General features: G+C 59.6%; 18 protein-coding genes and 3 pseudogenes. 8 read left to right on the forward strand and 13 right to left on the reverse strand.

The window, feature by feature from the left end; all coding sequences use genetic code 11:
* The first annotated feature begins 31 nt into the window (after window positions 1-31).
* The 4 genes from AB4O09_RS19215 to AB4O09_RS19230 are packed head-to-tail and all read left to right on the forward strand — an operon-like array spanning window position 32 to window position 4,597.
* Window positions 32-1,048: an ABC transporter ATP-binding protein gene (locus tag AB4O09_RS19215; protein ID WP_038855934.1), complete on the forward strand. Its 1,017-nt coding sequence runs from the start codon at window positions 32-34 to the stop codon at window positions 1,046-1,048.
* On the forward strand, window positions 1,045-2,034 hold the full coding sequence (locus AB4O09_RS19220) for an ABC transporter ATP-binding protein (protein WP_038855933.1): 990 nt from the start codon (window positions 1,045-1,047) through the stop codon (window positions 2,032-2,034). The genes AB4O09_RS19215 and AB4O09_RS19220 overlap by 4 nt, the downstream gene beginning before the upstream one ends.
* Window positions 2,031-3,455: a M20 family metallopeptidase gene (locus AB4O09_RS19225; protein ID WP_038855932.1), complete on the forward strand. Its 1,425-nt coding sequence runs from the start codon at window positions 2,031-2,033 to the stop codon at window positions 3,453-3,455. Before AB4O09_RS19220 ends, AB4O09_RS19225 begins: the two co-directional genes overlap by 4 nt.
* Window positions 3,452-4,597: a M20 family metallopeptidase gene (locus tag AB4O09_RS19230; protein WP_038855931.1), complete on the forward strand. Its 1,146-nt coding sequence runs from the start codon at window positions 3,452-3,454 to the stop codon at window positions 4,595-4,597. Before AB4O09_RS19225 ends, AB4O09_RS19230 begins: the two co-directional genes overlap by 4 nt.
* 877 nt (window positions 4,598-5,474) lie before the next feature.
* Here AB4O09_RS19230 and mdeB read toward each other — a convergent pair.
* From mdeB to AB4O09_RS19250, 4 genes are all read right to left on the reverse strand, one after another.
* A complete protein-coding gene (gene mdeB / locus AB4O09_RS19235) occupies window positions 5,475-8,174 on the reverse strand; it encodes an alpha-ketoglutarate dehydrogenase (RefSeq protein WP_038856797.1) in 2,700 nt (899 codons plus the stop codon).
* Window positions 8,171-8,593, reverse strand: coding sequence for a hypothetical protein (locus tag AB4O09_RS19240; RefSeq protein WP_038856794.1), 423 nt, complete (start codon window positions 8,591-8,593; stop codon window positions 8,171-8,173). The genes mdeB and AB4O09_RS19240 overlap by 4 nt, the downstream gene beginning before the upstream one ends.
* A gap of 56 nt (window positions 8,594-8,649) precedes the next feature.
* Entirely contained in the window at window positions 8,650-9,111 is a 462-nt protein-coding gene (locus AB4O09_RS19245) for a hypothetical protein (protein WP_038856792.1), read from the reverse strand.
* Between the two features lie 169 nt (window positions 9,112-9,280).
* A complete protein-coding gene (locus AB4O09_RS19250) occupies window positions 9,281-10,297 on the reverse strand; it encodes a 1-aminocyclopropane-1-carboxylate deaminase (RefSeq protein ID WP_053178893.1) in 1,017 nt (338 codons plus the stop codon).
* Between the two features lie 199 nt (window positions 10,298-10,496).
* Between AB4O09_RS19250 and AB4O09_RS19255 the strand changes: the two genes are divergently transcribed.
* Window positions 10,497-11,006 (forward strand): Lrp/AsnC family transcriptional regulator, encoded by a 510-nt coding sequence (locus AB4O09_RS19255; protein WP_214509207.1) that lies wholly within the window; start codon window positions 10,497-10,499, stop codon window positions 11,004-11,006.
* Between the two features lie 48 nt (window positions 11,007-11,054).
* On the opposite strand, the gene AB4O09_RS19260 is transcribed toward AB4O09_RS19255, so the two are convergent.
* The 6 genes and pseudogenes from AB4O09_RS19260 to AB4O09_RS19285 form a co-directional block, all read right to left on the reverse strand.
* Window positions 11,055-11,915: a sensor histidine kinase gene (locus AB4O09_RS19260; RefSeq protein ID WP_460108430.1), complete on the reverse strand. Its 861-nt coding sequence runs from the start codon at window positions 11,913-11,915 to the stop codon at window positions 11,055-11,057.
* Window positions 11,916-12,413 (reverse strand): annotated as a pseudogene (locus AB4O09_RS19265) (response regulator transcription factor); the annotation flags it as partial.
* A gap of 51 nt (window positions 12,414-12,464) precedes the next feature.
* Window positions 12,465-14,777, reverse strand: a pseudogene (locus tag AB4O09_RS19270) (sensor histidine kinase); the annotation flags it as partial.
* A gap of 31 nt (window positions 14,778-14,808) precedes the next feature.
* Entirely contained in the window at window positions 14,809-15,981 is a 1,173-nt protein-coding gene (locus AB4O09_RS19275; RefSeq protein ID WP_460053182.1) for a substrate-binding domain-containing protein, read from the reverse strand.
* A 678-nt stretch (window positions 15,982-16,659) separates the two neighbouring features.
* Complete coding sequence (locus tag AB4O09_RS19280; RefSeq protein ID WP_460053181.1) at window positions 16,660-17,145, reverse strand: AAA family ATPase; 486 nt, start codon at window positions 17,143-17,145, stop codon at window positions 16,660-16,662.
* A gap of 132 nt (window positions 17,146-17,277) precedes the next feature.
* Entirely contained in the window at window positions 17,278-18,054 is a 777-nt protein-coding gene (locus tag AB4O09_RS19285; RefSeq protein WP_447800641.1) for an EAL domain-containing protein, read from the reverse strand.
* Between the two features lie 197 nt (window positions 18,055-18,251).
* Between AB4O09_RS19285 and AB4O09_RS19290 the strand changes: the two genes are divergently transcribed.
* Window positions 18,252-18,989, forward strand: coding sequence for an NAD-dependent epimerase/dehydratase family protein (locus AB4O09_RS19290; RefSeq protein ID WP_460053179.1), 738 nt, complete (start codon window positions 18,252-18,254; stop codon window positions 18,987-18,989).
* A gap of 215 nt (window positions 18,990-19,204) precedes the next feature.
* On the opposite strand, the gene AB4O09_RS19295 is transcribed toward AB4O09_RS19290, so the two are convergent.
* Window positions 19,205-20,857 carry a RopAA-2 gene (locus AB4O09_RS19295; protein WP_460053178.1) on the reverse strand — a complete coding sequence of 551 codons (1,653 nt, stop codon included), beginning with the start codon at window positions 20,855-20,857 and terminating at the stop codon, window positions 19,205-19,207.
* A 345-nt stretch (window positions 20,858-21,202) separates the two neighbouring features.
* On the opposite strand from AB4O09_RS19295, the gene lgt reads away from it, so the two are divergent.
* Window positions 21,203-22,009, forward strand: a complete 807-nt coding sequence (lgt, locus tag AB4O09_RS19300) for a prolipoprotein diacylglyceryl transferase (protein WP_460053176.1) — start codon at window positions 21,203-21,205, stop codon at window positions 22,007-22,009.
* A gap of 49 nt (window positions 22,010-22,058) precedes the next feature.
* Window positions 22,059-22,157 (forward strand): annotated as a pseudogene (locus AB4O09_RS19305) (thymidylate synthase); the annotation flags it as partial.
* Window positions 22,158-22,161: 4 nt separating this feature from the next.
* Here AB4O09_RS19305 and AB4O09_RS19310 read toward each other — a convergent pair.
* Together AB4O09_RS19310 and AB4O09_RS19315 are read right to left on the reverse strand one after the other, a co-directional pair.
* Complete coding sequence (locus tag AB4O09_RS19310) at window positions 22,162-22,959, reverse strand: alpha/beta fold hydrolase (RefSeq protein ID WP_214509201.1); 798 nt, start codon at window positions 22,957-22,959, stop codon at window positions 22,162-22,164.
* Window positions 22,960-23,315: 356 nt separating this feature from the next.
* Window positions 23,316-24,578, reverse strand: coding sequence for a class I SAM-dependent methyltransferase (locus AB4O09_RS19315; RefSeq protein WP_460053175.1), 1,263 nt, complete (start codon window positions 24,576-24,578; stop codon window positions 23,316-23,318).
* Between the last annotated feature and the right edge of the window lie 40 nt (window positions 24,579-24,618).

A 24,618-nucleotide genomic window follows, 5' to 3' on the forward strand; every position in this document is an offset into this window, starting at 1 on the left:
AGACGGCCGTAACTAATAGAGGGTACCGAACATGGCACTACTCCATGTAGAAAACCTGCGCGTGGATATCCCCATGGGCAACAGCCCAACGCCGGATGACACGCTGCATGCTGTGCGCGGCCTGAACTTTGAAGTCGAGCGCGGTGAAATGCTGTGCATCGTCGGCGAATCCGGCTGCGGTAAATCCCTGACGTCACTGGCGCTGATGGACCTGTTGCCACGCAAGGCCAAACGTACTGCGTCCCGGCTGACGCTGGACGGTATCGACATGCTCGGCCAGAGCGAACGGCACATGTGCGACCTGCGCGGCAATCGCCTGGCGATGATCTTCCAGGAACCGATGACTTCGCTGAACCCGGCCTACAGCATTGGCGATCAACTCAGCGAAGTGCTGACCCGGCATCGCAAGGTGTCGCGCAAGGAGGCCCTGGTTCGCGCCGGGCGGATGCTGGAGAAAGTCGGCATCAGCAATGCCACCGAGCGCTTGCGGCAGTATCCGCATCAACTGTCTGGCGGCTTGCGCCAGCGGGTGATCATTGCCATGGCGTTGATGTGCGAACCGGACCTGATCATCGCCGATGAGCCCACCACCGCATTGGACGTGACCATTCAAGCGCAGATCCTGCGCTTGATTCGCGACATTCAGAAAGAACTCGGCCTGGCGGTGATCTTCATCACCCACGACCTTGGGCTGGTGGCACGGATCGCCGATCGGGTCGCGGTGATGTATGCCGGGGAAATCGTCGAGACCGCCCCTGCCCTGCAACTGTTCGAGAACCCGCAGCATCCGTACACCCGTGGTCTGCTGGCCAGCATTCCAATCCCTGGCCAGACCAGACCGGGTGAGGCGCTGGGTTCGATTCCAGGCCTGGTGCCGAGCCTGGTAGGCGAACAGCAAGGTTGTGCGTTCCGCAATCGTTGCGCTCAGGCGATACCGACCTGCGCGCAGAACATCCCCGAAGTCGAACAGGACGGACACATGGCGCGCTGCCTGTTCGCCGCACCGGCCCCCGCACCGATTAGCCTTCAGGAGCGTGCACGGTCATGAAAAAAGACATCACGTTGGAACTGTGTGACATCCGCCGCGAGTTTCGGATCAACCAGGGCTTTTTCAAACCCGCCGCCACCCTGAAAGCCGTGGATGGCGTTTCTCTGCGCCTGATGCGGGGCGAGACCCTCGGTCTGGTAGGTGAGTCCGGTTGCGGCAAAAGTACCCTGGCCAAGCTACTGCTCGGTCTGCTGCCGCCTACCAGCGGCGATGTGCTGGTCAATGGCAAACATCTGGCGGCGACTGATCGCAAGGCAATGTCCCGGCACATTCAGCCGATATTCCAGGACCCGTATTCCTCGCTGAACCCACGCAAGACACTGCGCGAAATCATTACCCTGCCGCTGATCGTGCATGACATCGGCAGCCCTGCCGAGCGGCGCAAGAAGACCGAAGCGATGCTTGATGTGGTCGGCCTGCCCAAGCGGGTGATCGACAGCTACCCGAGCCAACTGTCCGGCGGACAACGCCAGCGAGTCGCGATCGCACGGGCGCTGATCATGCGCCCCGATGTGTTGATCTGCGACGAACCCACCTCAGCACTGGATGTGTCGGTGCAGGCGCAGATTCTCAACCTGCTGCAAGACCTCAAGCGCGAATTCGGCCTGACCTATCTGCTGATCAGCCACAACCTCGCGGTCATCGAACACCTCGCCGACCGGGTAGCGGTGATGTACCTGGGGCGTATCGTCGAAGAACGTACGCGCGAATCGTTGTTCGCCGAACCCGGCCACCCTTATACCCGCGCCTTGCTGGATTCGGTGCTCACGCCTGATCCGCACCTGGGCATTCCCGATATCGGCCTGCACGGCACCTTTCCCAATCCGATGTCACCGCCGTCCGGTTGCGCTTTCCACCCGCGCTGCCCGAGCTGCTTCGCACCGTGCAAAACGGCCTACCCGGCCAATGATTCCATTATCGGGGGCAACGTGCGTTGCCACCTTCACGACAATCCTGCCCAAACACTGGAGCTTGTCCACTCATGAGTCGTTCATTGGCCATCAGCAACACCACAGAGCAATTCGACAACGGCGCCTTTTTCAATCTGCTCGAACGTAGCGTCGCCTTGCCCACCGAAAGCCAGGCAACGGACAGCCAGCCCGAGTTGTATCGCTACCTCAAGGACTTCATCACCCCGCATGTCGAAGCCATGGGCTTCAGCGTCAAGATCTATGACAACCCGGTGGCAGATCGCGGCCCCTTCATGATCGCCACACGCATTGAGCATCCAGAACTGCCGACCGTACTGAGCTACGGCCACGGTGATGTGGTGCGCGGCTATGAAGCCCAATGGCGTGAAGGCCTGTCACCATGGCAAGTAACGGTCGAAGGCGATCGCTGGTACGGTCGCGGCACGGCGGACAACAAAGGCCAGCACCTGATCAACCTGACCGCGCTGGAACAGACGCTCAAGGCTCGCGACGGCAAGCTGGGTTTCAACGTCAAACTGCTGCTGGAAATGGGCGAAGAGGAAGGCTCGCCGGGCTTGAATGCGTTCTGCGCCGCCCACAGCGAAGAGCTCGCGGCGGATGTTTTCATCGCCTCGGACGGCCCGCGCCTGGCGGCATCACGACCGACGATTTTTCTCGGCTCGCGCGGGGTGTTCAACTTCGAGCTGGTGGTCAATTTGCGCGAAGGCGCCCATCACTCTGGCAACTGGGGCGGGTTGCTGGCCAACCCTGGCATCATTCTGGCCAATGCCATCGCAAGCATGGTCGATGAACACGGTCGGGTGAAAGTTGCGGGTCTGATGCCCGAGACACTGCCGGAGCCGGTTCGCCAGGCGCTGGCTGATATTGACGTGGGTGGCGGGCCGGGCGATCCGGACATCGACGCCAACTGGGGTAACCCGCAGCTCTCGCTGAGCGAAAAAGTATTCGGCTGGAACACCCTCGACATCATCGCCTTCAAGACCGGCAACCCGGACGCCCCCGTGCATGCGATCCCCGGTAAGGCCAACGCCCACTGCCATATCCGCTTCGTCGTGAACAGCGACTACACGACCTTCATCCCGGCTGTTCGTGCCCACCTGGATGCTCATGGCTTCAGCAATGTCGAGGTCAAGCAAAGCCGCATCGATGTGATGCATGCCACTCGGCTGGACCCGCAAAGCCCGTGGGTCAATTGGGCCCTCAGCTCTCTGACACAGACCACCGGCAAAAAACCTGCGCTGCTGCCAAACCTCGGGGGCTCGCTGCCCAACGACGTGTTCGCGGACGTACTCGGCCTGCCAACATTGTGGGTGCCGCACTCGTACCCGGCCTGCTCGCAACATGCGCCGAACGAGCACCTGCTGGCACCGGTGGTCAAGGAAAGCCTGCAAATCATGGCCGGTCTGTTCTGGGACCTGGGCAACGACGCGGCACGCCTGACCCAGGAGCATCAGTTGCGGGAGCAGGCGCAATGAGCGACTCGCCACAACAGGCGCTGGACTGGCTTGCCGGCCAGCGCCACGCCATGGAAGCGCTGCTGCAGCGTATCGTCGACACCGACTCCAACAGCTATGACAAGGCGGGCGTCGACGCGGTGGGCGCGCTGCTCGCGGCGGAACTGGAAGCCGACGGCATCCTGCTCAAGCGCATGCCGGTCGATGGTTTTGGCGACGTGATGCTCGCCGAAGTGCCAGGCGCCTCTGGAAAGCCGGTGCTGTTGCTGGGCCATCGCGACACGGTGTTCCCCAAAGGCACCACCACGACTCGCGGCTACAGCCGCGACGCCAACCTCGCCTATGGCCCTGGCGTCGCCGACATGAAAGGCGGCCTGGTGCTCAATTGCTTCGCGCTCAAGGCACTCAAGCGCGCCGGTCAGTTGCCCTATCCGGTGCAGGTCCTGTACACCGGAGACGAAGAAATCGGCTCCGGCAGCGCCAGACCCCATATCGAAAAAGCCGCCCGTGGCGCGCGTGCCGTGCTCAATACCGAACCCGGCCGGGCCAGCGGCAATGTGGTCAGCGCACGCAAAGGCGGCGCCACGCTGATCATCGAAGTCAGCGGCCGCGCGGCGCATGCCGGGGTCAACCATGCCGACGGCGCCAGTGCCATCGAAGCCCTGGCACGCAAGATCGTCAAGCTGCATGCCTTGACCAACTACGCGGCAGGCATCACGACCAATGTTGGCCTGATATCCGGTGGTACCTCCAGCAATACCGTCGCGCCTAGCGCCTGTGCCCGGCTGGACGTGCGCTTCATCGAACTCGAGCACTGGGATCAGATCTTTACCGCAATCCTGGGCATCGTCGCCGAAGAAGAACTGATCGGCACCCGCGCCATCCTCAAGGAAGCGACTACCTTTCTACCGATGGAAGCCCGTCACAGCGAACGGCTGCTGCACATCTACCAACAAAAGGCCCTGGCGCTGGGTTTCAGCGTTGAAGGCGAATTCACTGGCGGTTGCGCCGACTCTGGATTCACTGCCAGCCTGGGCATTCCGACGCTGTGTGGTCTCGGGCCGGTGGGTGGCAAGGTTCATACCGATCGGGAATACCTGGAACTGGATACGCTGGTGCCTCGGGCTCTGGCGTTGGTGGCGACTATTCTGGCGGTTGGCTAGGGTAGTTGAGGCTTTTTTGGGGGGGAAATCTGTTCGCGTTTTTCTGGACGGGTGGTGTGTATATCCGTTTTTTTGGTAACGGCGGCTTATGGTTCCGCTCTTACAGCGGGTCACTTTTGGAAGAGCCGGGAGCCGGACCAGCCAAAAGTAACCAAAAGCGCTTTGCCCCACCACTCGGTGCCTCGCCTAGGCTCGGCATGCCTGAACGAAGGCATTGCTCCGTGGGCCCGCCGCGAGGCGGCCTGGTAGCCGACCTGGCTCTCCCTGTCGTACTCCGATCCCATTGTGGGAGCGAGCCTGCTCGCGAAGGCGGAGGGTCAGTTTGCGGTAATGTCTTGGGAATAGCTCGGTCCTGTGGCGAGGGAGCTTGCTCCCGCTGGGTCGCGCAGCGGCCCCAAAAAAGCGATGAGCGCTGCGCACTCAAGCGGGAGCAAGCTCCCTCGCCACAAAAGCTACCCAACCCTCACGCCACAGTTTGATCAACGGCAAACATTGTGGGAGCGAGCTTGCTCGCGATGAGGCCAGCACATCCAACATCACCGCAAACTGACACACCGCCTTCGCGAGCAAGCTCGCTCCCACAGGAGAAATACGGTCCCACCAAGAACCAGGTCGGCTATCAGGCCGCCTCGCGGTGGACGTTGATCTCGGCGCCCCGTTAACCACGCTGGCCGAGCGCAGGCATTGCGCAGTGGGCACCTCGGCATGAATGCCGGAGTGAGGGCACACCGAGCCTAGGCGAGGTGCCAAGTGGTGGGGCAGAAGCGCTTTGGTTACTTTCGACTGGGCCGGCTTCCGGGCTTTTCGAAAGTAACCCGCTGTAAGAGCGGAACCATAAGCCGCCGTTACCGCAGCAACGGATATACCCCCCCTGAAATCAAGCATCCCAAGGGGCCACCGCATCCACATCAATGGCGTACCGCTCAATGGCCTGCGCACACACACTGGCGTCGAGGTGCCCTTTGTGCACCAGGGCAGTCAGCGCACTCAAGACAATCTGGTGGCGATCCACTTCGAAGAACCTGCGCAACTGGTCGCGGGTATCGCTACGGCCAAACCCGTCGGTCCCGAGTACCGTGTACCGGACATCGAGATAACTGGCGATCAACTGCGGCACGGCGCGAACGTAGTCCGTGCAGGCAATGATCGGCGCCGAGTCATTAAGCGACACCTGGACATGACTACGGCGCGAAGGCTCTCCAGGATGCAGTCGATTCCAACGTTCCACTTCACGGGCATCACGTGCCAACTCGGTAAAGCTGGTAACGCTCCAGACCTGACTGTCGATGTCCCAATCGCAGGCCAGCAACTCGGCGGCGGCAATCACTTCGCGCAGGATGGCGCCGGAACCCAACAACTGGACACTTCCACGCGCACCCTCGACTTCATGCCGGGCGAACCGATACATGCCCTTGATAATCGCCTGTTCGACGCCTTCAGGAAGGTTGGGCTGCGGGTAGTTCTCGTTCATCAAGGTGACGTAATAAAACTCGTCCACCTGACGCTCCAGCATCTGACGCATGCCGTGATCCAGGATCACCGCGAACTCGCCGGCAAATGCCGGATCGTAGGCACGGCAGTTGGGGACCATCGCCGCCATCAGATGACTGTTGCCGTCCTGGTGCTGCAGACCTTCGCCCCCCAATGTCGTGCGGCCGGCGGTGGCCCCGAGCAAAAAACCGCGGGCCCGTTGATCCGCCGCCGCCCAGATCAGGTCGCCGATGCGCTGGAAGCCGAACATCGAGTAGTAGATGTAGAACGGCAGCATCGGCAAGCCATGCACCGAATAGCTGGTCGCCGCTGCAACCCAGGAACTGATCGCCCCTGCCTCGCTGATGCCCTCTTCGAGAATCTGGCCGTCCAGCGCTTCTCGATAGCTCAGGATCGAACCGATGTCTTCCGGCTCATATCGCTGCCCCACGCTGGAATAAATACCGATCTGCTTGAACAGGCTGGCCATGCCGAACGTCCGCGCTTCATCCGCCACGATCGGCACGATGCGCGGGCCCAGTTGTTTGTCCCGCAGCAGACCACTGAGCATTCGAACGAACGCCATGGTGGTGGACATTTCCTTGCCTTCGGCAGCAATGGCAAACGCGCCATAGCTGCTGACGTCAGGCACCGCCAATGATTCGGCAGTCGAAGGACGCGATGGCATGTAGCCGCCCAATGCACGGCGACGCTCGTGCAGATAGCGCATTTCAGCGCTGTCTTCATCGGGCTTGAAGAAGCTCAACGAGGCGGCCTGTTCATCGGTCAACGGCAGGTTGAAACGATTGCGGAACGCGATCAGCGCCTCCCTGTCGAGCTTCTTCTGCTGGTGCACGGTCATCTTGCCCTGCCCGGCATCGCCCATGCCGAAGCCCTTCTTGGTCTGCGCCAGAATCACGGTGGGTTTCTTGCCTTCGAGCAGCGCGCTTTGATAGGCGGCGAAGATCTTCACCATGTCGTGACCGCCACGTTTCAGGCGGTCGATCTGTTCATCGGTCAGGCCTTGTGCCAACTGCGCCAATGCCTCGTTCTGGCCAAAGAAATGATCACGGTTAAAGCGCCCGTCTTTTGCCGCGAACGTCTGGAACTGGCCATCGACGGTGCTGGATAGCGCCTTGACCAGCGCGCCATCCGCATCGCGCGCAAACAAACCGTCCCAATCGGAGCCCCAAACCAGCTTGATGACGTTCCAGCCTGCACCACCAAACAACGCCTCCAGCTCGTCGATGATGCGACCATTGCCACGAACCGGCCCGTCCAGCCGTTGCAGGTTGCAATTGACCACCCAGACCAGATTATCCAGCCCTTCCCGCGCGGCCAGCGTCAGTGCCGACATGCTTTCGGGCTCATCCATTTCCCCGTCGCCAAACACACCCCAGACGGTTCGCCCGGAGGTGTCTTGCAGGCCTCGATGCTCCAGGTAACGCATGAAGCGCGCCTGGTAGATCGAGCTGATCGGACCAATACCCATGGAGCCCGTCGGAAACTGCCAAAAGTCCGGCATCAACCAAGGATGCGGGTAACTCGACAGACCTCGGGCACCCTTGGCGCGCGCGCCGATCTCTTGCCGATAATGCAGCAAATCCTGTTCTTCCAGGCGTCCCTCGAGGAACGCCCGGGCATAGACCCCTGGCGCCGAGTGCGGCTGATAGAACACCAGATCACCACCGCTCCTTTCGGTTCGCGCTTTGAAAAAATGGTTGAAGCCCACTTCGAACAAATCCGCCGCGCTGGCATAACTGGCGATATGGCCGCCCAATTCACCATAGGCGTAGTTGGCCCTGGCAACCATGGCCAACGCATTCCAGCGCATGATCGAGGCCAGCCGTTCTTCGATGGCCAGGTCCCCTGGAAATACCGGCTGGCACTCAACGCTGATGGTATTGATGTAAGGCGTGCCAAGGCTCGGCCGCCAAGCGATGTCCGAGGCGCTTGCCACAGCCACCAGCATGTCGAGAATCTGTTTGGCCTGTGCCGTGCCGCTATGGGCGATAACCGACAGCAAGGCGTCCCGCCATTCAGCAACTTCTTGAGCAACTTCAGTGGTCTGGCCCAGCCATTGGGCATGAATATCGGACAGGTTCATGGGCATCTCCTGCAAATGTCGGGCAACGCTTCTAGGTGGCGCGAATAGCTCAATCGGGCGAGTTTTTTGACCTGCTCTACCGCGTCAATGACGGAGCGCTCGGCCCAGCTGTCTTGCCCTATCTGGTAGATGCACGGATTGCCAATGGGAAGATTGTTCAACAGGTACTCTTCAAGTTCACCGCAAACGAGAAAGCTGTAATCACACCCCGCTACGTGTACTTCAACGCACCTGTCAGCCCCTGTATCCGAAGGTTCAACCTGTACAAGCGCGATATTGTCAAAACAGCTGAACCCATGATGCATCAGGTCAATATGATCACTGTCAATTGCGGACACGATGACAACGATGCGGGTACAGCTCGAAGGTTCACGCATCCACTTCATGGTTTTAGAACCACAGTCGGCAGATCGGCTCATGGGTTTGGCCTTTCTATTGGGGTAATCAATTCAGCCATGAATGGCGATGACTTTTGCTAGCTGAAACAGCGTTCCTGCAACCCGCTTTTCACCAGTGTCCGGGTCACCGATAAAATCTCTTCCACCTGTTTATCGATCGCTGCATGGGAAGCTGCGTCTTCCAGTTTGAGGACACGCAGTGGGTGACCGCAGACTGATCCCAGCCAGGTGAGACGGGGTATCGGGCTGACTTCGACATCCAGTAAAAAGCAGCCTTTGGATACGCCGCGCAGCAGTTGGCTGGCCCGACAGGTGGTCGCCGGCGCTGCATCTATCGGGTTGGACCCAAACTGCAACCAGTCGAGCATAAACGCCCTGGATTGCTGGACCACCAGATAAGCAACCTGGTCCCAGTCGTCGATCGCCATGTGCAACTTGTCGATCATGTACTTGGGCAACGCGGCGCTGGTCACGATGACGACCCCGGTATCCGCCAGCGGTTCTTTCACCCAGATTGCAGACTGCGATATCGCATGCATGGTGGTACTCCCAGCGTGATTCCTGAGCCTGGCTGACACAATCCCCTGCGGGAGCGAGCTTGCTCGCGATTGCGTTGGTTCAGTGCCTACGGGGGTAACTGACAAATCGCTATCGCGAGCAAGCTCGCTCCCACAGGGGCTCCATAGGTAACTCCAAGCAGTTCTAGGCTTAGCCGTTACGAAACAGGAAGCTGTAGGCGTTCAGCGCCGGCGCCCCACCCAAGTGTGCGTAAAGCACTTTGGAGCCTTCAGGGAATTCGCCACGACGGACCATTTCAATCATGCCGTGCATCGATTTACCTTCATACACCGGGTCTGTCAGCACGCCTTCAAGGCTGCCGCACAGTCGGATTGCTTCCAGTGTGCCTTCGTTCGGCAAGCCATATTCCGGGTAGGCAAAACGCGTATCGAGCACCACGTCCTCTTCCGTAATCTCGCGCCCCAACTCCACCAGCTCAGCCGTGTGCCGGGCGATGCGCAGGATCTGTGCCTTGGTCTGTTCCGGCTTGGCCGAAGCATCGACACCAATCACATTCTTCGAACGACCGTCAGCCGCGAAACCGACAACCATGCCCGCCTGCGTACTGCCGGTCACCGAGCAGACCACGATGTAGTCAAACTTGAAGCCCAGTTCTTTTTCCTGCTGCCGCACCTCTTCGGCAAAGCCGACGAAACCGAGGCCGCCGTAGGGGTGCTCGGAACAACCCGCCGGAATCGGAAACGGTTTGCCTCCCTGCTCCACGACATCGCTCATGGCCTTTTCCCAACTTGGCCGAATGCCAATATCGAAGCCAGCAGCGTCAAGCCGCACATCAGCGCCCATGATTCGCGACATCTCGATGTTGCCGACGCGGTCATACACCGCGTCGGAATAGTTCACCCAGTTTTCCTGCACCAACACGCACTTCATGCCCAAGTGGGCAGCGACGGCAGCGACCTGGCGGGTCTGGTTCGACTGAATGCCACCGATGGAGACCAGCGTATCGCAGCCTTGCTCGATTGCTTCAGGAATGAGGTATTCGAGCTTGCGCGTCTTGTTCCCACCAAAGGCCAGGCCGCTGTTGCAGTCTTCACGTTTGGCATACAGCTCGACCTTGCCCCCCAGATGTTGACTGAGGCGCTTCAAGGGCGTGATGGGCGAAGGACCGAAGGTCAATGGATAACGTTCAAAACGATTCAGGTTCATGACTCTGCTCCTTGATATTGGATATCCAAGCGCCAGGCCGAAAGGGAAAAGGCCGCATTCCAGGCTCTTTCAGGGGGGGCTTCGATGAGTTCAATATTAAGAAGAATCCGAAAAATATGTGTTGCAAGTTTCCATCACATAAAGAAACATAACTTTCCGAATACCACACAAAACATACTTTTATTGTGTAGAAATCGATATGAAAGCAACAAATATCCACAAGAAGCCAGGCACCGCAGACCCCGTGCCGCATCCACTGGATCGAACCGACCGCGCCATTCTCAAGACCCTGCAACGAGATGCCTCCATCTCCAACGTGGCGCTTGCAGAGAAGGTGAAATTGAGTGCCCCGGCCTGCCTCAGGCGCGTCGAACGGCTCAAGCAGGTCGGCCTGATCAAGGACATCGTCGCGCTGCTGGACAATGAAGCGCTGGATGCGGGGATGGTGGTCTTGATCGGCGTGGTGCTGGACCGCTCCACACCGGAATCCTTCGCCGCATTCGAGGCGGCCGCACAAAAAGTGTCCGGCTGCATGGAGTGCCATGTGGTGACGGGGGAGTTCGACTACTTCATGTTGCTGCGCACCAAGGACAGCAACAGTTTCAACCGGCTCCACGCGGAGCAATTGCTCTACCTGCCCGGGGTTCGCCAGATTCGCTCGTTCATGGGCTTGCGCCAGGTCCTGTCGACAACCCACATCCCCCTTTGAGACACCGGTCAGCCCGGCATCGACCCGTAGAATATGCCGGTTCGGCGCTCACCGCTTACTCAGCGGCGCATCAAGGGGAATATCGAGGATAAAGGTTGCGCCCTGTCCGGCCCCGTCGCTGCGCACGGTCAAGCTGCCACCCATTTCCTGCGCGGCCAGCGCGCAGCTGTGCAGGCCGAAACCGTGACCGTCCTTGCGCGTCGTGAAGCCATGGGAAAAGATCCGCGCCAAGTGCTCAGGCGCAATCCCATTGCCGTTGTCGGCCACCGCGATACGCAATACTGCCCCGTCAGCGAGAGACACGCTGAACGTGACGCATCGGCTGCGATCGATCACGCCGTCCAACGCCTGCTTGGCATTGTTGATCAGGTTCACCAGGATCAGCAGCATCCGGTGCCGGTCCAGGGGCAGCAGGGGCAAGTCGGCAATGTCCTTGACCACCGTCACTTCCTGGCGCGCCAGTAATCCAGCACTCATGCGCAAGGCATCGTCGATCAACTCTGCGACCGGCACTGTCTCGACAATACTGACGGCGACGGCATAGGACTGCTGGGCAGCGACAATGGTCTTGATGTGGTCAATGCCCTTGGTGAGTTGCACGAGTTCTTCGATGATGCCCTCTTGCTCTTGCGCCACCACTTTCGCCAGCTTGAGCAGGTAATCGGGCAGCATCTTTCCCTTGTGGTCTTTGGTGAGAAAATCGCTCAGGTCATGGACGTGTTCGCTCATCATTTGCGCCACCTTGCCCAGCCCCTGGGCTTTGGAGGTGCGCATCTGGCTGCTGACCAGTTCTGCCGATACGTTCACGCTGTTGAGGACGTTGCCGACGTTGTGCAGCACAGTCGTGGCGATTTCGGCCATGCCCGCCTGACGGGATTTTGCATTCAGTTCGGTTTGCACCTGGCTCATGCGCAGCGCCGCGCGTACGCGAGCCTTGAGCTCCAGCGGCGAGAAGGGTTTGGCGATATAGTCATCGGCGCCACTCTCCAGCCCGGAGACGCAGGCCTCGCTACCGCCGCGGGCGGTCACCAGGATCACAGGCAAATGGGCAAAACCGGCGCTGGCCTTGATCCTGGCTGTCAGGCCGAAGCCGTCGAGCTTCGGCATCATCACATCCGAGACGACGACATCGATGGGGTGGAGCTGCAGGAGTGCCCAGGCCTGCTCTCCATCAGTTGCGGTGGCGACGCTGTAGTCGTCGCGCAACAGCTCGCGGAGATAGCCAAGCATTTCCGGACTGTCGTCGACTACCAGCACCTTGGATCGCAAGGCGTGTTCCGGGTGCTGCTCGTCGTCTGCGCCTTGCGTCGAAGCTTGATCGTTGCGACCGCCAAGGCGACCGTCGTCGAAACGCAGGTGGCGCTGCTCGGTTGTGCTTGCTGTGCTCGGTGACGATCGCTCGTGCATATTGCTGGTTTCGGTCGGTACGGTGTTTTGCTCAGCCCCCAGCGGAAGTCGAACAAAGAAGCACGAGCCCTGCCCGGGCTCGCTGTTGACGCCCACCTCGCCCCCCATCAGTTTGACCAGATCCTTGACCAGGGCGAGACCGATGCCGGTGCCGCTGTAATGGCGTGTGGCGGAATTGTCGATCTGGGAAAAACGCTGGAACAGCAACGGCAGTTTGTCAGGCGCAATGCCAATCCCCGAGTCTTGCACCGCGAGCTCGAATCGCTCGCCATCAATCGCGGTCACTGCCAGGTGCACGGTGCCGCCAGCGGGCGTGAACTTGATGGCATTGCTCACCAGGTTGAGGAGAATCTTCTCGAAGTGTCGGGGGTCCAGGAACACCGTGCCAAGCGTGGGATCGATGCTGCAGGTCAAGGTGCAGCCTTTGCCCTCGGCCACCATGGCGGCATCCTCGGCCAGCACACCCACCGTCTTGCTCAAGTCAACTGGCATCGGACACAACTCGAACTTGCCCGCTTCGGCCTTGGAGAAATCGAGGATGTCGTTCACCCGGTTCATCAGGCGCAGCGCGTTGCGCTGGGCGCGGTCGACTTGCACATGCCAGTCCGCCGGCGGGGTGGTCGCCGCCGAGAGTTGCTCCAGGGGAGCGAGAATGAGGGTCAGGGGGGTGCGCAGTTCGTGGCTGACCGTGGCCACGAAATCGCTCTTTGCCTGGTTAGCCGTCTCGGCCTGGTTGCGCGCCTGAATGAGTTCGATGGCCTGCGCCTCCAGCACCTCGGTCTGGTGGTGCAGCGTGTCGGTCCGCTCGGCGACCATTCTCTCCAAAGAGGCCTGGACTTGCTGTCGCTCGGCTTCGGCCTCGGCCTCCAGCACCCGGATGCGCAGGGCATTCTCCTGGAACACCCGTACCGCGCGGGTCATGATTCCAATTTCATCGCCGCGTTCGGCGCTGGCGATCTCGGCGTTCAGGTCGCCGGCCGCAAGCCGGCGCATGACCGAGGCCAGGGCCACGATGGGCTGGGCGATGAATCGCGACGTGCTCCAGGCGATGGCGCCGGCCAGCAGGATGGCGACGGTACCGGCAACGATCGTCGCAAGCATGCCGCGATCATTGTGGATCAAGGCGTCGGAGCGCGCCTGGCCTGCGAAGCGCGCCACCAACAGGCCGGCGCTTCGTGCCTCGTTGCGAACCTGGTCGCGCGCGCCGCTCAAGGCGTTGCTCGCCTGATTAAACCGGGCGAATGCCGCCCGGTAGCCGGCAATTTGGTCGCTGACAGTCAGGGGGGTAGCCTTGGCTTGCAACCCCACGGACGAAGGGAGAACGCGCGCGAGACGGGAGAGCTCGTCGAGGATGCCGCCGACCGAGCCGGCAACCTCGGCCGACGGTGACAGGCGAAACGACAAGGTCTGCGCTTCCAGGGTGGCAACACGCTCGGCAAAACGCTTGGACAACGCGGCTGCGTTGTGCAACAAGCCGGTTGCTGCCTGAATGTCATTTTCGTCACGGGAAACATGCTCGTCCACTTCACCCAGCATGGCATCGAGGCGCTCGACCACACCCTCGACAGCGGCCAGATGCCGCAAAGCCTCGTCTCCCCGGAGCTTGGGCGCCTCGCCAAGGTGCTCGACCGCCTCGCTGACACCAGCGACCGCCGTCGCCAACTGGTCCAAAGTCGCTCGCTCCTGCGGCGCCTCCATCAACTCGCGCAATTGCTCGACCACCGGCGGGAGTGCCGCGCAGGCGTTGCGCGCCGCGGTGACGGCCGCCCCATCACCGGACACCAGCACCTTGGCCACATTGACGATGATGATCCGCTCGCCGTCGCGCAGGATATCCAGAATGCGATGGGCACTTTCGATGTCGCTCACCCGCGCCTCGTGCTCAGCGGCGCGGGCATCAATCCCCTTCAGTCCATCGGCGATGCCCTGTTCGACGAGGATCGTCGCCTCTCGCATCCGCCCGTAATGGGCTGTCATGTTCTCCGTTTCGCCATCCATGGTCAGGGTCGCCGCTCGCAAGGTGGCGATTGCCGCGGCGAGCCTTTGCAGACTGCCCTTGAGCGATTGCGCCTCTGCCACCGGAATGGCGGTGAGGCCGGCGATAGCCGTCGCCACCATACCTTCGGCCTGGGACAGGCTTTCCTGGTCGCGGGTGGCGATGAAGTTTTCCACCCGCCCGGTGGCCCCGTTGACCGAGGCCAGAATTTCCGCGGAATGGCTGGCGGAATCCACCGCACGCACCATGCCTCGCAGGCCATAGAGGTTAACGAGCGATACCACCAGCATCAGGAACACCAGCGCGGCGACCGCCAGGCCAATCCTGACGGCAATGGGCCTGTCCGTGGAGGATTTGAATGTCAACATGGCGCCACGCCTCCTCGCTCCACGCCTGCCACTACTGCTTCGTCACCTCCGGCAAAGGCTTCGGCGCCGCCACATTGCTGATGGCCGCGTCGATCATCGCCGCAACGGAAGCCTGGCTGTAGAGAGGATTGGCAGCGCCGCCCACCGGCATCGTGGCGAGCCAGGTGTCCAGGTCTTTCGCATCGATGCGTACCAGCGGTACCTCGACGAACTTCGGCACCTGCTTGCCCGCCAGAATCTGCTGGGCCACCCAGAAACCCACCTGGGAGACGCTCGGGGAAGCGGAGACCGAAACGGTCTCGTAGCCATTGGCATCGCGCTCCTGTTTCCACAGGGCGAGTTCGTCCTGACGGTTCCCCATCACGATGATCGGCAAAGGGCGTCCCGCCGCCTTGAACGCCATGGCCGCGCCATAACCGTCGCCGCCCTGAGTCGCGACGGCATCAATGCTGGGCAGCGACGGCAGCGCCAGCGCCACCTCCTTGCGTGCGACAGAAGCCGTCCAGTTCCCATATACAGTCTTGGCGAACTTCAGGCCTGGATAGTCGCCAGCGGCCTTGCGAATGCCGTCGCTGATGTTCTTGTCGGTGGCATCGCCGGCAATGCCGCGAATCTCCAGCAGCGTTCCGTTCCCCTTGAGGCGCCCGGCGATATAGTCCATTTCCACGCGGCCCATGGCGGACCAGTTGTAGTCCACGGTATAGGCGCAGGGTTCGGTGACCAGGCTGGCCATGACGACCACCACGATGCCGGCGTTGCAGGCATCGCGGATCACCCCGTTGAGGGCCGTATCGGACGCGGCCAGGATGACGATGGCGTTGGCACCCTTGACGATCATTTCCTGGATATGGGCCGCTTGTTCCGATGCCGAGTTATTGGCACTGACCACCGGAGCCTCGCGGATCAAGCCATCCTTTTGCGCCTGGAACGCAATCTCCTGCCAGTTGCGCACCATCACCTTGCGGAAATCGCTGCCCGCGTAAGAGTTGCTGAAGGCAATGCTATAGCTTGCGGTAGGGCCGCCGGCGATGCCGCCGTCGGCAGCGTGGGCTGGATTGACAGCAACCAGCGCCAGCCCGGTCACGCAGCCGGCCAAGCGCCAGAAGATTTTGTGGGCGATCGAAATACGCCGATGGACACGCGTTACCAGACTGCGCATTCGACCATTCAGATAATAGAACCGGGCATGAAGAATCAGACACATACAGACTCCTTTCCTTGGTGGACGACAAGTGAAACCAGTACATTGCCTGCAGTGGCAATGAGCATAGTCTCAACGCGCCCGCTTCGCGCGGCCATGGAAGGATTTCAGCCAACTGAGCGCCTCACAAGGTCATACCGGGCTACAACACCTGGGTAAGCGAACGCGGGCCGGTGCTCAATATCGTCGTCCGCCCCGTTCTGGGTGGAGACCGAGCTGGCTTCGCAGTCCGACTAAATGCCGATTATTTCGCCCCGCAACATGCTTTTCACGAAATACCTACAATACGAAGCACAGATTGAACAGACAAAAGGATTTGACCCCATACAAAGAGCCCGTCATGCACGGGCTTTTTGTTGTCAGACATTCCAGCTGCCAAGCTCGCCACTTCTCGAATGGAGTCGATGAACATGCATGCAAGGTGATCCCCGTTTTCAGCGCCCTGTTTAAATTCAATGGCCTACGGCGGGATGATACCAATCTGCCTGTACATTTTTTGAGCACCCGTTAAAACGCTCTGCCTACCTGGCCTCAGCGCGGTTATCCACAGACATACACACGGATTTCTTGGATAACTGGATGGCATCGTGAAGGACCCCTGCCGTAGCGAACCTATGAAGTCAATGCCCTGTATTTCGCGAGCCGCAAACCCACCTTTGATGCCCCGACATTTTCAACGGGTCACGTTCGGTGCATGACCACATCCAGCCCTTCCGCCTGGTCTGGTGCACGAAAGTAGCTCGTGATCAGATCGAATTCAGCATCACTGGCTGCGAAGTCATGCTCGGCACGCGCATTCCTGTGGTGCAGCCTTTGACGGCAGATGTCATCTTCCACTTCGATGTAGTGAACACAGTGAGGGACTTTCGCAGCGTCAGCCAGGCTGCGTAGCCAATGACGATCTGCTGGAGTGTTGGCAGGAAAATCGAGAACCACGGGAGTCCCCGTCGAGAGCATGTCGATGACCAGCGGCCCCAGGACATCCCGGATCCGGTGCGCATGCAGGATGTAATCCGCTACCGATTTGATCTGATCAGGGTAGAGCCTTGAAAGCCAGTGATCTTCGCTCAACAAAATGGCTGAATGCTCAGCCGTTAACGATCGGGCCAGCGTGGATTTTCCCGAAGCAATTTTACCGCACAAGAGGTGAAGTACAGGCGTGGGCATGGGACGTGTCCTTATGTCGAGGCCCGATAATGGCCCATCGAATACCATGGACACAATGCGGTGAATGGCGAATGGGCAACGGACTGGCAGTGTTCACACCCATCAGGAAACATGATGAAGGGCTTGGACACGTCAACCCAAGTCAAAGCATCCGGCCGGGAGATGATCGACCTCGGGCCTTGCATACAAATATCCCTGCATCAGCTCGATCCCCATGCCTAGAAGCGTCGAGCTTTCTTCACGGGTCTCGACACCTTCGGCGATGACCAGGATATCCAAGCGCCTGGCGACCAGGATGATGCCTTCGACGATCGCTTGTTTGACCGAGTCTTGATCGATGCCTCGGGTCAGTGCCATGTCAATCTTCAGCACCTGCGGCTGGAACATGGCCAGCAGGTTAAGGCCCGAATAGCCCGCGCCAAAATCGTCGACGGCAGTAATGAAACCCTGGCGCTCGTACTCCACGAAAATCGATTTGAGGTGCTCAGGGTCTACCACCTTCTCGCCTTCGGTCACTTCGAACATGAGCCTTTCTGGCGGAAAGTGGGTCAGGCGCGCCGCTTCCAGGGTGGCCCGGATACACGTCTCTGGCCGGTATACGGCGTTGGGCAGGAAGTTAATGCTCAGCAAGCAATCGGGAATCTCCAGCAGGCCCAGCCTTGCGGCTTCCTCGATGGCTTTCACCCGGCAGGCCTGGTCGAATCGGTAGCGGTTGCTGTCGTTCACGAGCCCCAGGATGTAGCCAGCCGATTCGCCATTGACACCTCTGACCAACGCCTCATAAGCAAACGCAGCGTGTGTCCGGACGTTGAAAACAGGCTGGAAGGCCATGGTGAAGTCAAACCCCAACGCCTCGTGGTTGCGGCATTCGGCGCAGCCAAGCGATTGGAACGGAGGGCGTTTCGTCATGATCAATATTCCGTGGCGGTCGTGATACATTCCTGTGGTTACAAGGAACTGTAGCCGACACCACCTGAGTCGGCGCGGGCCGAAGTTTCTGAAGCGCTATCGACCGGCCCCCACCGCCCACCTTGATCGGTGCGACATGTATCAGGCACTGCTGATCCCAAATGCTCAATTCAGCTTAACGGTAAGGACACATACACATGAGCGTGCGAAAAATTCTAGTCACAGGTGCGGCGGGTCGGATTGGCACTGCTTTTTGGACAGCGCAAGCCGATAGATTGGATTTGCGTCTTGCTGATATAGACGTACAGAAATTTCCGAAATCCGCACAAAGTTTCTCTCTTGATGTCAGGGATCAGTCAAGCTGCCTTGAGGCCTGCGACGGCATCGACACCGTGATTCATCTAGCTGCCGACCCGAGTCCAGACGCTAACTTCATGACTTCCCTCCTGCCTGTAAATATTGTTGGCACCTACAACATGCTGTTCGCCGCGAAGGCACAAGGTTGCAGGCGGTTCATATTTGCGAGCAGTGCCCAAGCCATTGAGGGTTACCCGATGGACGTCCAGGTACATGAACATATGTCGCCCAGGCCAGGAAATCTTTATGGGGTCAGCAAAGCATTTGGGGAGGCTCTCGCATCGATGTATGCAAACGATGGTCAAATGACAACCATTGCAGTCCGCATTGCAAACGTAGCCGAGTTTCAGCATGGAGAGACTCACAGCCACAGAGATGTAGCTGCGTTTATCAGCGAGAGGGATGTCGTAGCGTTGCTTAGAAGTTGCGTGGATGCAGAGCTGAACGGGTTCCATGTGGTTCATGGCGTATCAGACAATAGATACAAGCGCCTTTCCATTGATAAGACCCGAGAAGTTGTTGGTTACGCCCCCATCGACGACGGATTCGAGATTTTAGAGGGGCGTGCCCTCCCCTGATTGATTGGCTGGCTGAAAAGCACAAAAGCCTCAAAGCGGGATGATCTCAACACTCGCGGTCATGCCTGCGGCGAATTCAACGCCTGCTAAAATAACCCGTGATCCAGAAGCTCGCCGCGTCGAGGACAGCAACCGTTGTCGAACCGGCCGTCGCATACAACGATCGTCGCCAGCCACATACTTTTCAATGACGTTTCTCTCGACGAGAAAGGCTGCTACACGATATCGCCATCATCCTGAGCAGGCGGACGCGCGGGTGCTGAGGACGATGCTTGGACCTGCGTAGCTGCGAGCGGCTGCATAGGCACGCCCTGACCATGAACGGCTTGGCTTTGTGAGGTAGCCGCGGCGCGTTGCCTCAGGGCGCCCACACTTTTGTCCCAGGCCGATTGGGAGGTGGTGCCAATGGCGCTGGCAACGCCAATGACTCCATCCCCTACCGCTTGGGCTGCACTTTTTGTGTGGTGGGTTGCTGAAACAGCTGTCTCCTTGGCAAATCTGGCGCCGCTGAGCGATGTCTTGACTGCAAGCTCACCGCCCTTGACCGCCACCCTGCCAGCTGCATCTGCGCCCCCTTCTACTGCTTTTGGTACATGGGCATCGACAGCAGCGACGGCTTTTTTCGGCAATGATCCACCTAGCGAGGCACCAGCTGCCCACAGCCCGAAAGCCAGGGTACCCAATACGTTTTTTACACCCTCCGAGGCTGCGGTAGCCGCCATTTTTCCCAGCTCCTTCGACTTGGCCAAGTTGGCTGTGGCGGCCGTACCCGCGCCCATGGCAGAAAAACCGCCAATCAACAGACCATTTCCCAAGACACTGACCGGGTCTGCTATCTCTTTCAAGGCTTCGCCGCTGATGACCGCATTCAGAGCCGTAGCCGCGCCTTCACCCAGCCGCGCGGAGACCATCTTGACCAGGGCAGTGGCATCGAGATCCTTTAACGTCCTGAAGTCATCCAGCCATTCGGTATCTTGATCAATAGGCTTATGAGCCTGCCCTTGCGGCACAGCATCGCGACGACCATAGAGCATCGCAGGGTCAGCTAAATGGTTAGTGCGATCGCGGCTCACATTGTAATGCTCGATTGCCATGCCCACGATGATAGCCGTGACCGGTCGTAGCGCAGGCTGCAGGACTGCATCCAGGTGCTCTTTGCCAGCAGCCGTCATGGCAAGCGTTGACGCGTACATTGCCGTATTACGTACGGCAAACCCGGTAAGCCACTTATTGGCTTCGTCAAAAGCATTACGCAATGGACCTTTGTCCAACGCCAGCAGCTTTTCCGCCACTGATGCTTGAAGCGCCGGGTGCAGCGTATTGCTCTCGGGCTTAAGGTAATAACCAGGCTTGAAGCCCGCGATCATCTTGTTACCGCCAGCATCCGCCATACCGGCATACAAGCATGCCATGGCGTTCTCTATAGCCGCTTCGCGTACGGTATTGGCATGCTGGCCCGCTACCTGGAGGATGGACGGCTGGAAATTTCCTGCCTCGGTAAGCGCCGCAAAGGGCGTCCCCCCCATCCCTGACTTTATTGACGCAAACAATCTGTCGGCCCTGGCCGCGTTTTTTTCCGCCTTCTCCATGTCATGGACGTTATAGCCCCCTGCCTCCAACCGTTGAGCACGGTCATCGCGAATGGCGTTCAGCTCCGCGTTGCGGGCGCTTGAAGCAGGGGCAGCGGGTTGATCGGCGCCCGCTTCTGTTTCAAGGTGAGCCTCGAAATGGTTTTGAAGCCGCGTGCTCATCGCTAACCCGATAGCGCCGAGGTCAGGAGAGTGAGAGGCCTGTTGCGTTGCTTCCTGCTGTATCTCATCAGGTACACGAGTCAGCTCGCGGCTTGCACGTACATTAGGCGTATCCATGGCATGTCCTCTTAGTGATCGGCAGCTGGAAGAATGCAAATGACCCCGGTATGAGCGGCGACATCCTTACACCTGAGTGACCGCGCCGAGAGAAGCGTTCCAAAGGATGTGATAAAAATGAACACCAAGCGGCTTCTGGATAACACGCGCACTCGCCGTGCGTACCAAAATGACCTGGAAGACTTTTGAAAGCTGTCGCGCGCCCCCCCTGACCTGGCACCTCCAAACCAGGAACAGGATCTTGCGCGCAAACTCGCAGGGGGCCGGTGGGTCAGTGAGTCGTTACAAGCCTTCCAGCGTAAGCGTTCCGAGCAGGCTACGAAGCCGGACTAACGAGGAGTCGCAATGCTGCATTACCCGCAGATTGACCCGGTGGCCCTGGTCATTGGCCCACTGAAAATCCACTGGTACGGCCTGATGTACCTGGTCGGTATCGGTGGTGCCTGGCTGCTGGCGTTGCGCCGAATGAACCGTTTCGACCCGACCTGGACCAAGGAGAAACTCTCCGACATGGTCTTCTGGATGTCGATGGGGGTTATTCTCGGCGGTCGACTGGGTTATGTGTTGTTCTACGATTTGCATACCTATCTGGCCAACCCGACCCTGATCCTCGAAGTGTGGAAAAGAGGTATGTCGTTCCACGGCGGCTTTATCGGGGTCATGCTGGCGGCCTGGTGGTTCGGCAAGCGCAACGGCAAGTCGTTCTTCGAGCTGATGGACTTCATCGCGCCAATGGTGCCGATTGGCCTGGGTGCCGGGCGTATTGGCAACTTCATCAATGCCGAGCTGTGGGGCAAGGCGACTGACGTGCCTTGGGCGATGGTTTTCCCAACCGATGAGTTGCAACTGGCGCGTCACCCGTCGCAGCTGTATCAGTTCGCGCTGGAAGGCGTCGCGCTGTTCGCTATCCTCTGGCTATTCTCGCGCAAACCGCGGCCCACCATGGCGGTGTCCGGGATGTTCGCGTTGTTCTACGGAATCTTCCGCTTCATCGTCGAGTTCGTCCGGGTACCCGACGCCCAGCTCGGCTATCTGGCGTGGAACTGGCTGACCATGGGTCAGGTACTGTGCCTGCCGATGATCATCGGCGGCCTGATCTTGATCTGGCTGGCGTATAACCGCGCTCCGGCGAGCAAAAGCGCCGCGCTTTAAATTCGAATGACAGGGCTCGCGCCCTGCATTCAAAGGGCCCAGGTAACTCATGAAGCAATATCTCGAGCGGGTCGCCCACATCATCAAGAACGGCACCAAGCAGGCCAACCGCTCTGGCGTGAACACCATCAGTTTTCCCGGCGCCATTCAGGTCAACCGGTGTTGCGCTTCAGGAAACTCTCGATAACGGTTGCGAAATAAGGCGGGCACTCCTGCATCGGGTAGTGACCGCAGTTGGGGATAACGTGCAGTTCCGCGTTCGGATGCCACGCCAGAAAGGTGCGCGCCATAGCCGCGCAATCAAGTCCGGGATCCTTGTCGCCGACAATAACCAAATACGGTGTTTCAAGGCCTCGAACGTCATCAACAAAATTTGCTGTGATCAGCATTTCGAGGTAACTCGCCCGGCAGGCAGGTGAGACCGTGTCGCGGCTTTGTTGGACCTTGAGATCAACCCACCCATCGGAGAGACCTCCGGTCACGAATTTGAACAGACGCCGAAGGGCCTCGTCGTCTTCTATCGTGCTGGCAAAGAACGCCAGGGCTTCTGGACTCAACCGATTGCCAGCGGCAGAAACGGGACACACCGCTATCGCGCTCGCGACGCGAGACGGAGCGTCCGCCGCAAGACGTTGCGTGATCATCCCGGTCATCGAATGGCCGACCACATGGAAGCGCGTCCAACCGAGCTGGTCGGCGAGCATGAGGCAATCGGAGGAAATCTCCTCTACCGTAAATTCGCCAGCCAATTCAATGGATTGCCCGTAGCCACGGACATCAACGAAAACATAGGTAAACGCGTGGCCGTCAAGACAGGGCATGACGGCGTCGTAGCTGGAGTGATCGCCCAGCCAGTCATGCATGACCAGCACGTGAGTGGGGCCATTGCCGTACCGCACATACCCTAAGCTGGTGTCAGCTCCGAAGCTGATTTCAACGGGTGCTTTCATTTCATGGTTCCTTTGTGGTTGGGGAACCAAAACGAAAACGCCCTCCCGGCGAACCGGGAGGGCGTTTTGAAAGAGAGGCAACCCTATCAATCTCCTGGATCAGGGTCAATAGGCGAGCGCGTCGACAGGCTTATGGCCGAAATGCAGACATCAAACGCCGCCCCGTCACCGCATTGCCCCTTGGTTGAACGATCGCTTCTGGCCGTTTTCTGTCTGACGCGAATGCTGGTTTTGACCGAACTCAGCGGGTCATTTTTGGAAGCTCCGGTGCGGCAAATGACGGCGTTCGGTATAGCGCCTGGTCGTGCCCGGGCTCGAATGCGCAGATGATGCTCGCATTTCACTTTTCGGCCAGCTCATACGGTTGCCCGAATCATGCGGAACACTTCGTTCAAACGCAGGCCGTCGCTGCGACCGGACAAATAGCGTTCGCTCAGCGACTGCGGTCCGAAATGCTCAATCTGCCGGAAGCCGAACTGGCGCAAGAGATGTTCAAGCATCTCGGGATCGAAATGGCTCTGAAGGGGTTCGCCCTGCGCCGCCAATCCCGCCGCCATCATCTCCAGGCTGGTGCGCTCGCTCAGCGTGAGCAGCTCAGGTTTCATCAAGTAGTCGAACACGATACCGCTGCCCGGCGCGCAGGAGGCAACATAACGCAAGGTATGCAGAACGACATCCGCAGTCAGGTACATGCTCACCCCCAGCCAGCAGAAGATGACCGGCAGATCAGGATTGAAGCTGGATGCAAGCAACCCTTGCTCCAAAGTTGTTTGATCGAAATCAATCGGGACATAGCGCAGGTGGGATGGCTCCTCGATGCCCGCCGTCCTCAGGCAGTCGCGTTTCCAGCGCTGCATGGACGGCAGGTCGACTTCGAACAGATGCGCATCCTGAGGCGAACCGGTGCGGTAGGCGAAGGTATCGAGCCCGGCGCCCAAGATTACGTACTGGCGCACTCCTTGACGCTGCGCTTGTAACCAACTGTCCTCAGCCAGCCGGCTGCGCACCGCCATAGTGGCACGCATTACGTTGGAAACCGGATTGCTGTGGCGATCGGGATCGGCACGCATCTCGGCCTCCTGTGTCGGGCCCAGGATCGCCAAGGCCAGCGGGTCGTCCAGAATCAGCGGCATGTCGAGCAACTGGTGCGCGGCCCGCAGCGTGGCGGTCATGCGCGCACTCGGTTTTGGGATGTCGTCGCGGACTCCATTCGGGATGACGGACGGCCGATGCAGATGCATTAATGCCCGCTGCATGAAGACGGTCAGTCCGATATCGATATTTGCCGACAGCCCGGGTTCGTGAGCAAACGCACTGCGGACTTTTCCATCCAGCGCCGCGTTATCGCCTGCATAGGAGGCGCGAAACAGCGCGGCCCAGCGACGCGCCAAATCCTGCACTGCAGTGTCGTGCGGCGTCGCGCCGGCGGCCATCTGCTGCGCGGCCTGCTCGATGAGCACTTCCCAGTCGCCGGCATGGTCCAGCATGCGCTGACGTACCTGACACAATTCGGTTGGTGACAGGTATCTGGCGAACAGGTCGGCGCGCTGTGCGATGTCGACGCCCTCCACCACTTGTGGATGATCGATGGCCGGTTGTGCGGGTTGATGCCTGTGCATGTCGATCCTTTCAAATGGACAGTTATGCGGTGCATTCTAA

The sequence above is a fragment of the Pseudomonas sp. H1_F01 genome (genome assembly GCF_054681425.1).

Coding starts and splice junctions, on each gene's coding strand:
- AB4O09_RS19215 (WP_038855934.1), top strand. CDS start 32: ATGGCACTACTCCATGTAGAAAACCTGCGCGTGGATATCCCCATGGGC.
- AB4O09_RS19220 (WP_038855933.1), top strand. CDS start 1,045: ATGAAAAAAGACATCACGTTGGAACTGTGTGACATCCGCCGCGAGTTT.
- AB4O09_RS19225 (WP_038855932.1), top strand. CDS start 2,031: ATGAGTCGTTCATTGGCCATCAGCAACACCACAGAGCAATTCGACAAC.
- AB4O09_RS19230 (WP_038855931.1), top strand. CDS start 3,452: ATGAGCGACTCGCCACAACAGGCGCTGGACTGGCTTGCCGGCCAGCGC.
- mdeB (WP_038856797.1), bottom strand. CDS start 8,174: ATGAACCTGTCCGATATTCATGCCCAATGGCTGGGCCAGACCACTGAA.
- AB4O09_RS19240 (WP_038856794.1), bottom strand. CDS start 8,593: ATGAGCCGATCTGCCGACTGTGGTTCTAAAACCATGAAGTGGATGCGT.
- AB4O09_RS19245 (WP_038856792.1), bottom strand. CDS start 9,111: ATGCATGCGATATCGCAGTCTGCAATCTGGGTGAAAGAACCGCTGGCG.
- AB4O09_RS19250 (WP_053178893.1), bottom strand. CDS start 10,297: ATGAACCTGAATCGTTTTGAACGTTATCCATTGACCTTCGGTCCTTCG.
- AB4O09_RS19255 (WP_214509207.1), top strand. CDS start 10,497: ATGAAAGCAACAAATATCCACAAGAAGCCAGGCACCGCAGACCCCGTG.
- AB4O09_RS19260 (WP_460108430.1), bottom strand. CDS start 11,915: ATGAGCCAGGTGCAAACCGAACTGAATGCAAAATCCCGTCAGGCGGGC.
- AB4O09_RS19275 (WP_460053182.1), bottom strand. CDS start 15,981: ATGTGTCTGATTCTTCATGCCCGGTTCTATTATCTGAATGGTCGAATG.
- AB4O09_RS19280 (WP_460053181.1), bottom strand. CDS start 17,145: ATGCCCACGCCTGTACTTCACCTCTTGTGCGGTAAAATTGCTTCGGGA.
- AB4O09_RS19285 (WP_447800641.1), bottom strand. CDS start 18,054: ATGACGAAACGCCCTCCGTTCCAATCGCTTGGCTGCGCCGAATGCCGC.
- AB4O09_RS19290 (WP_460053179.1), top strand. CDS start 18,252: ATGAGCGTGCGAAAAATTCTAGTCACAGGTGCGGCGGGTCGGATTGGC.
- AB4O09_RS19295 (WP_460053178.1), bottom strand. CDS start 20,857: ATGGATACGCCTAATGTACGTGCAAGCCGCGAGCTGACTCGTGTACCT.
- lgt (WP_460053176.1), top strand. CDS start 21,203: ATGCTGCATTACCCGCAGATTGACCCGGTGGCCCTGGTCATTGGCCCA.
- AB4O09_RS19310 (WP_214509201.1), bottom strand. CDS start 22,959: ATGAAAGCACCCGTTGAAATCAGCTTCGGAGCTGACACCAGCTTAGGG.
- AB4O09_RS19315 (WP_460053175.1), bottom strand. CDS start 24,578: ATGCACAGGCATCAACCCGCACAACCGGCCATCGATCATCCACAAGTG.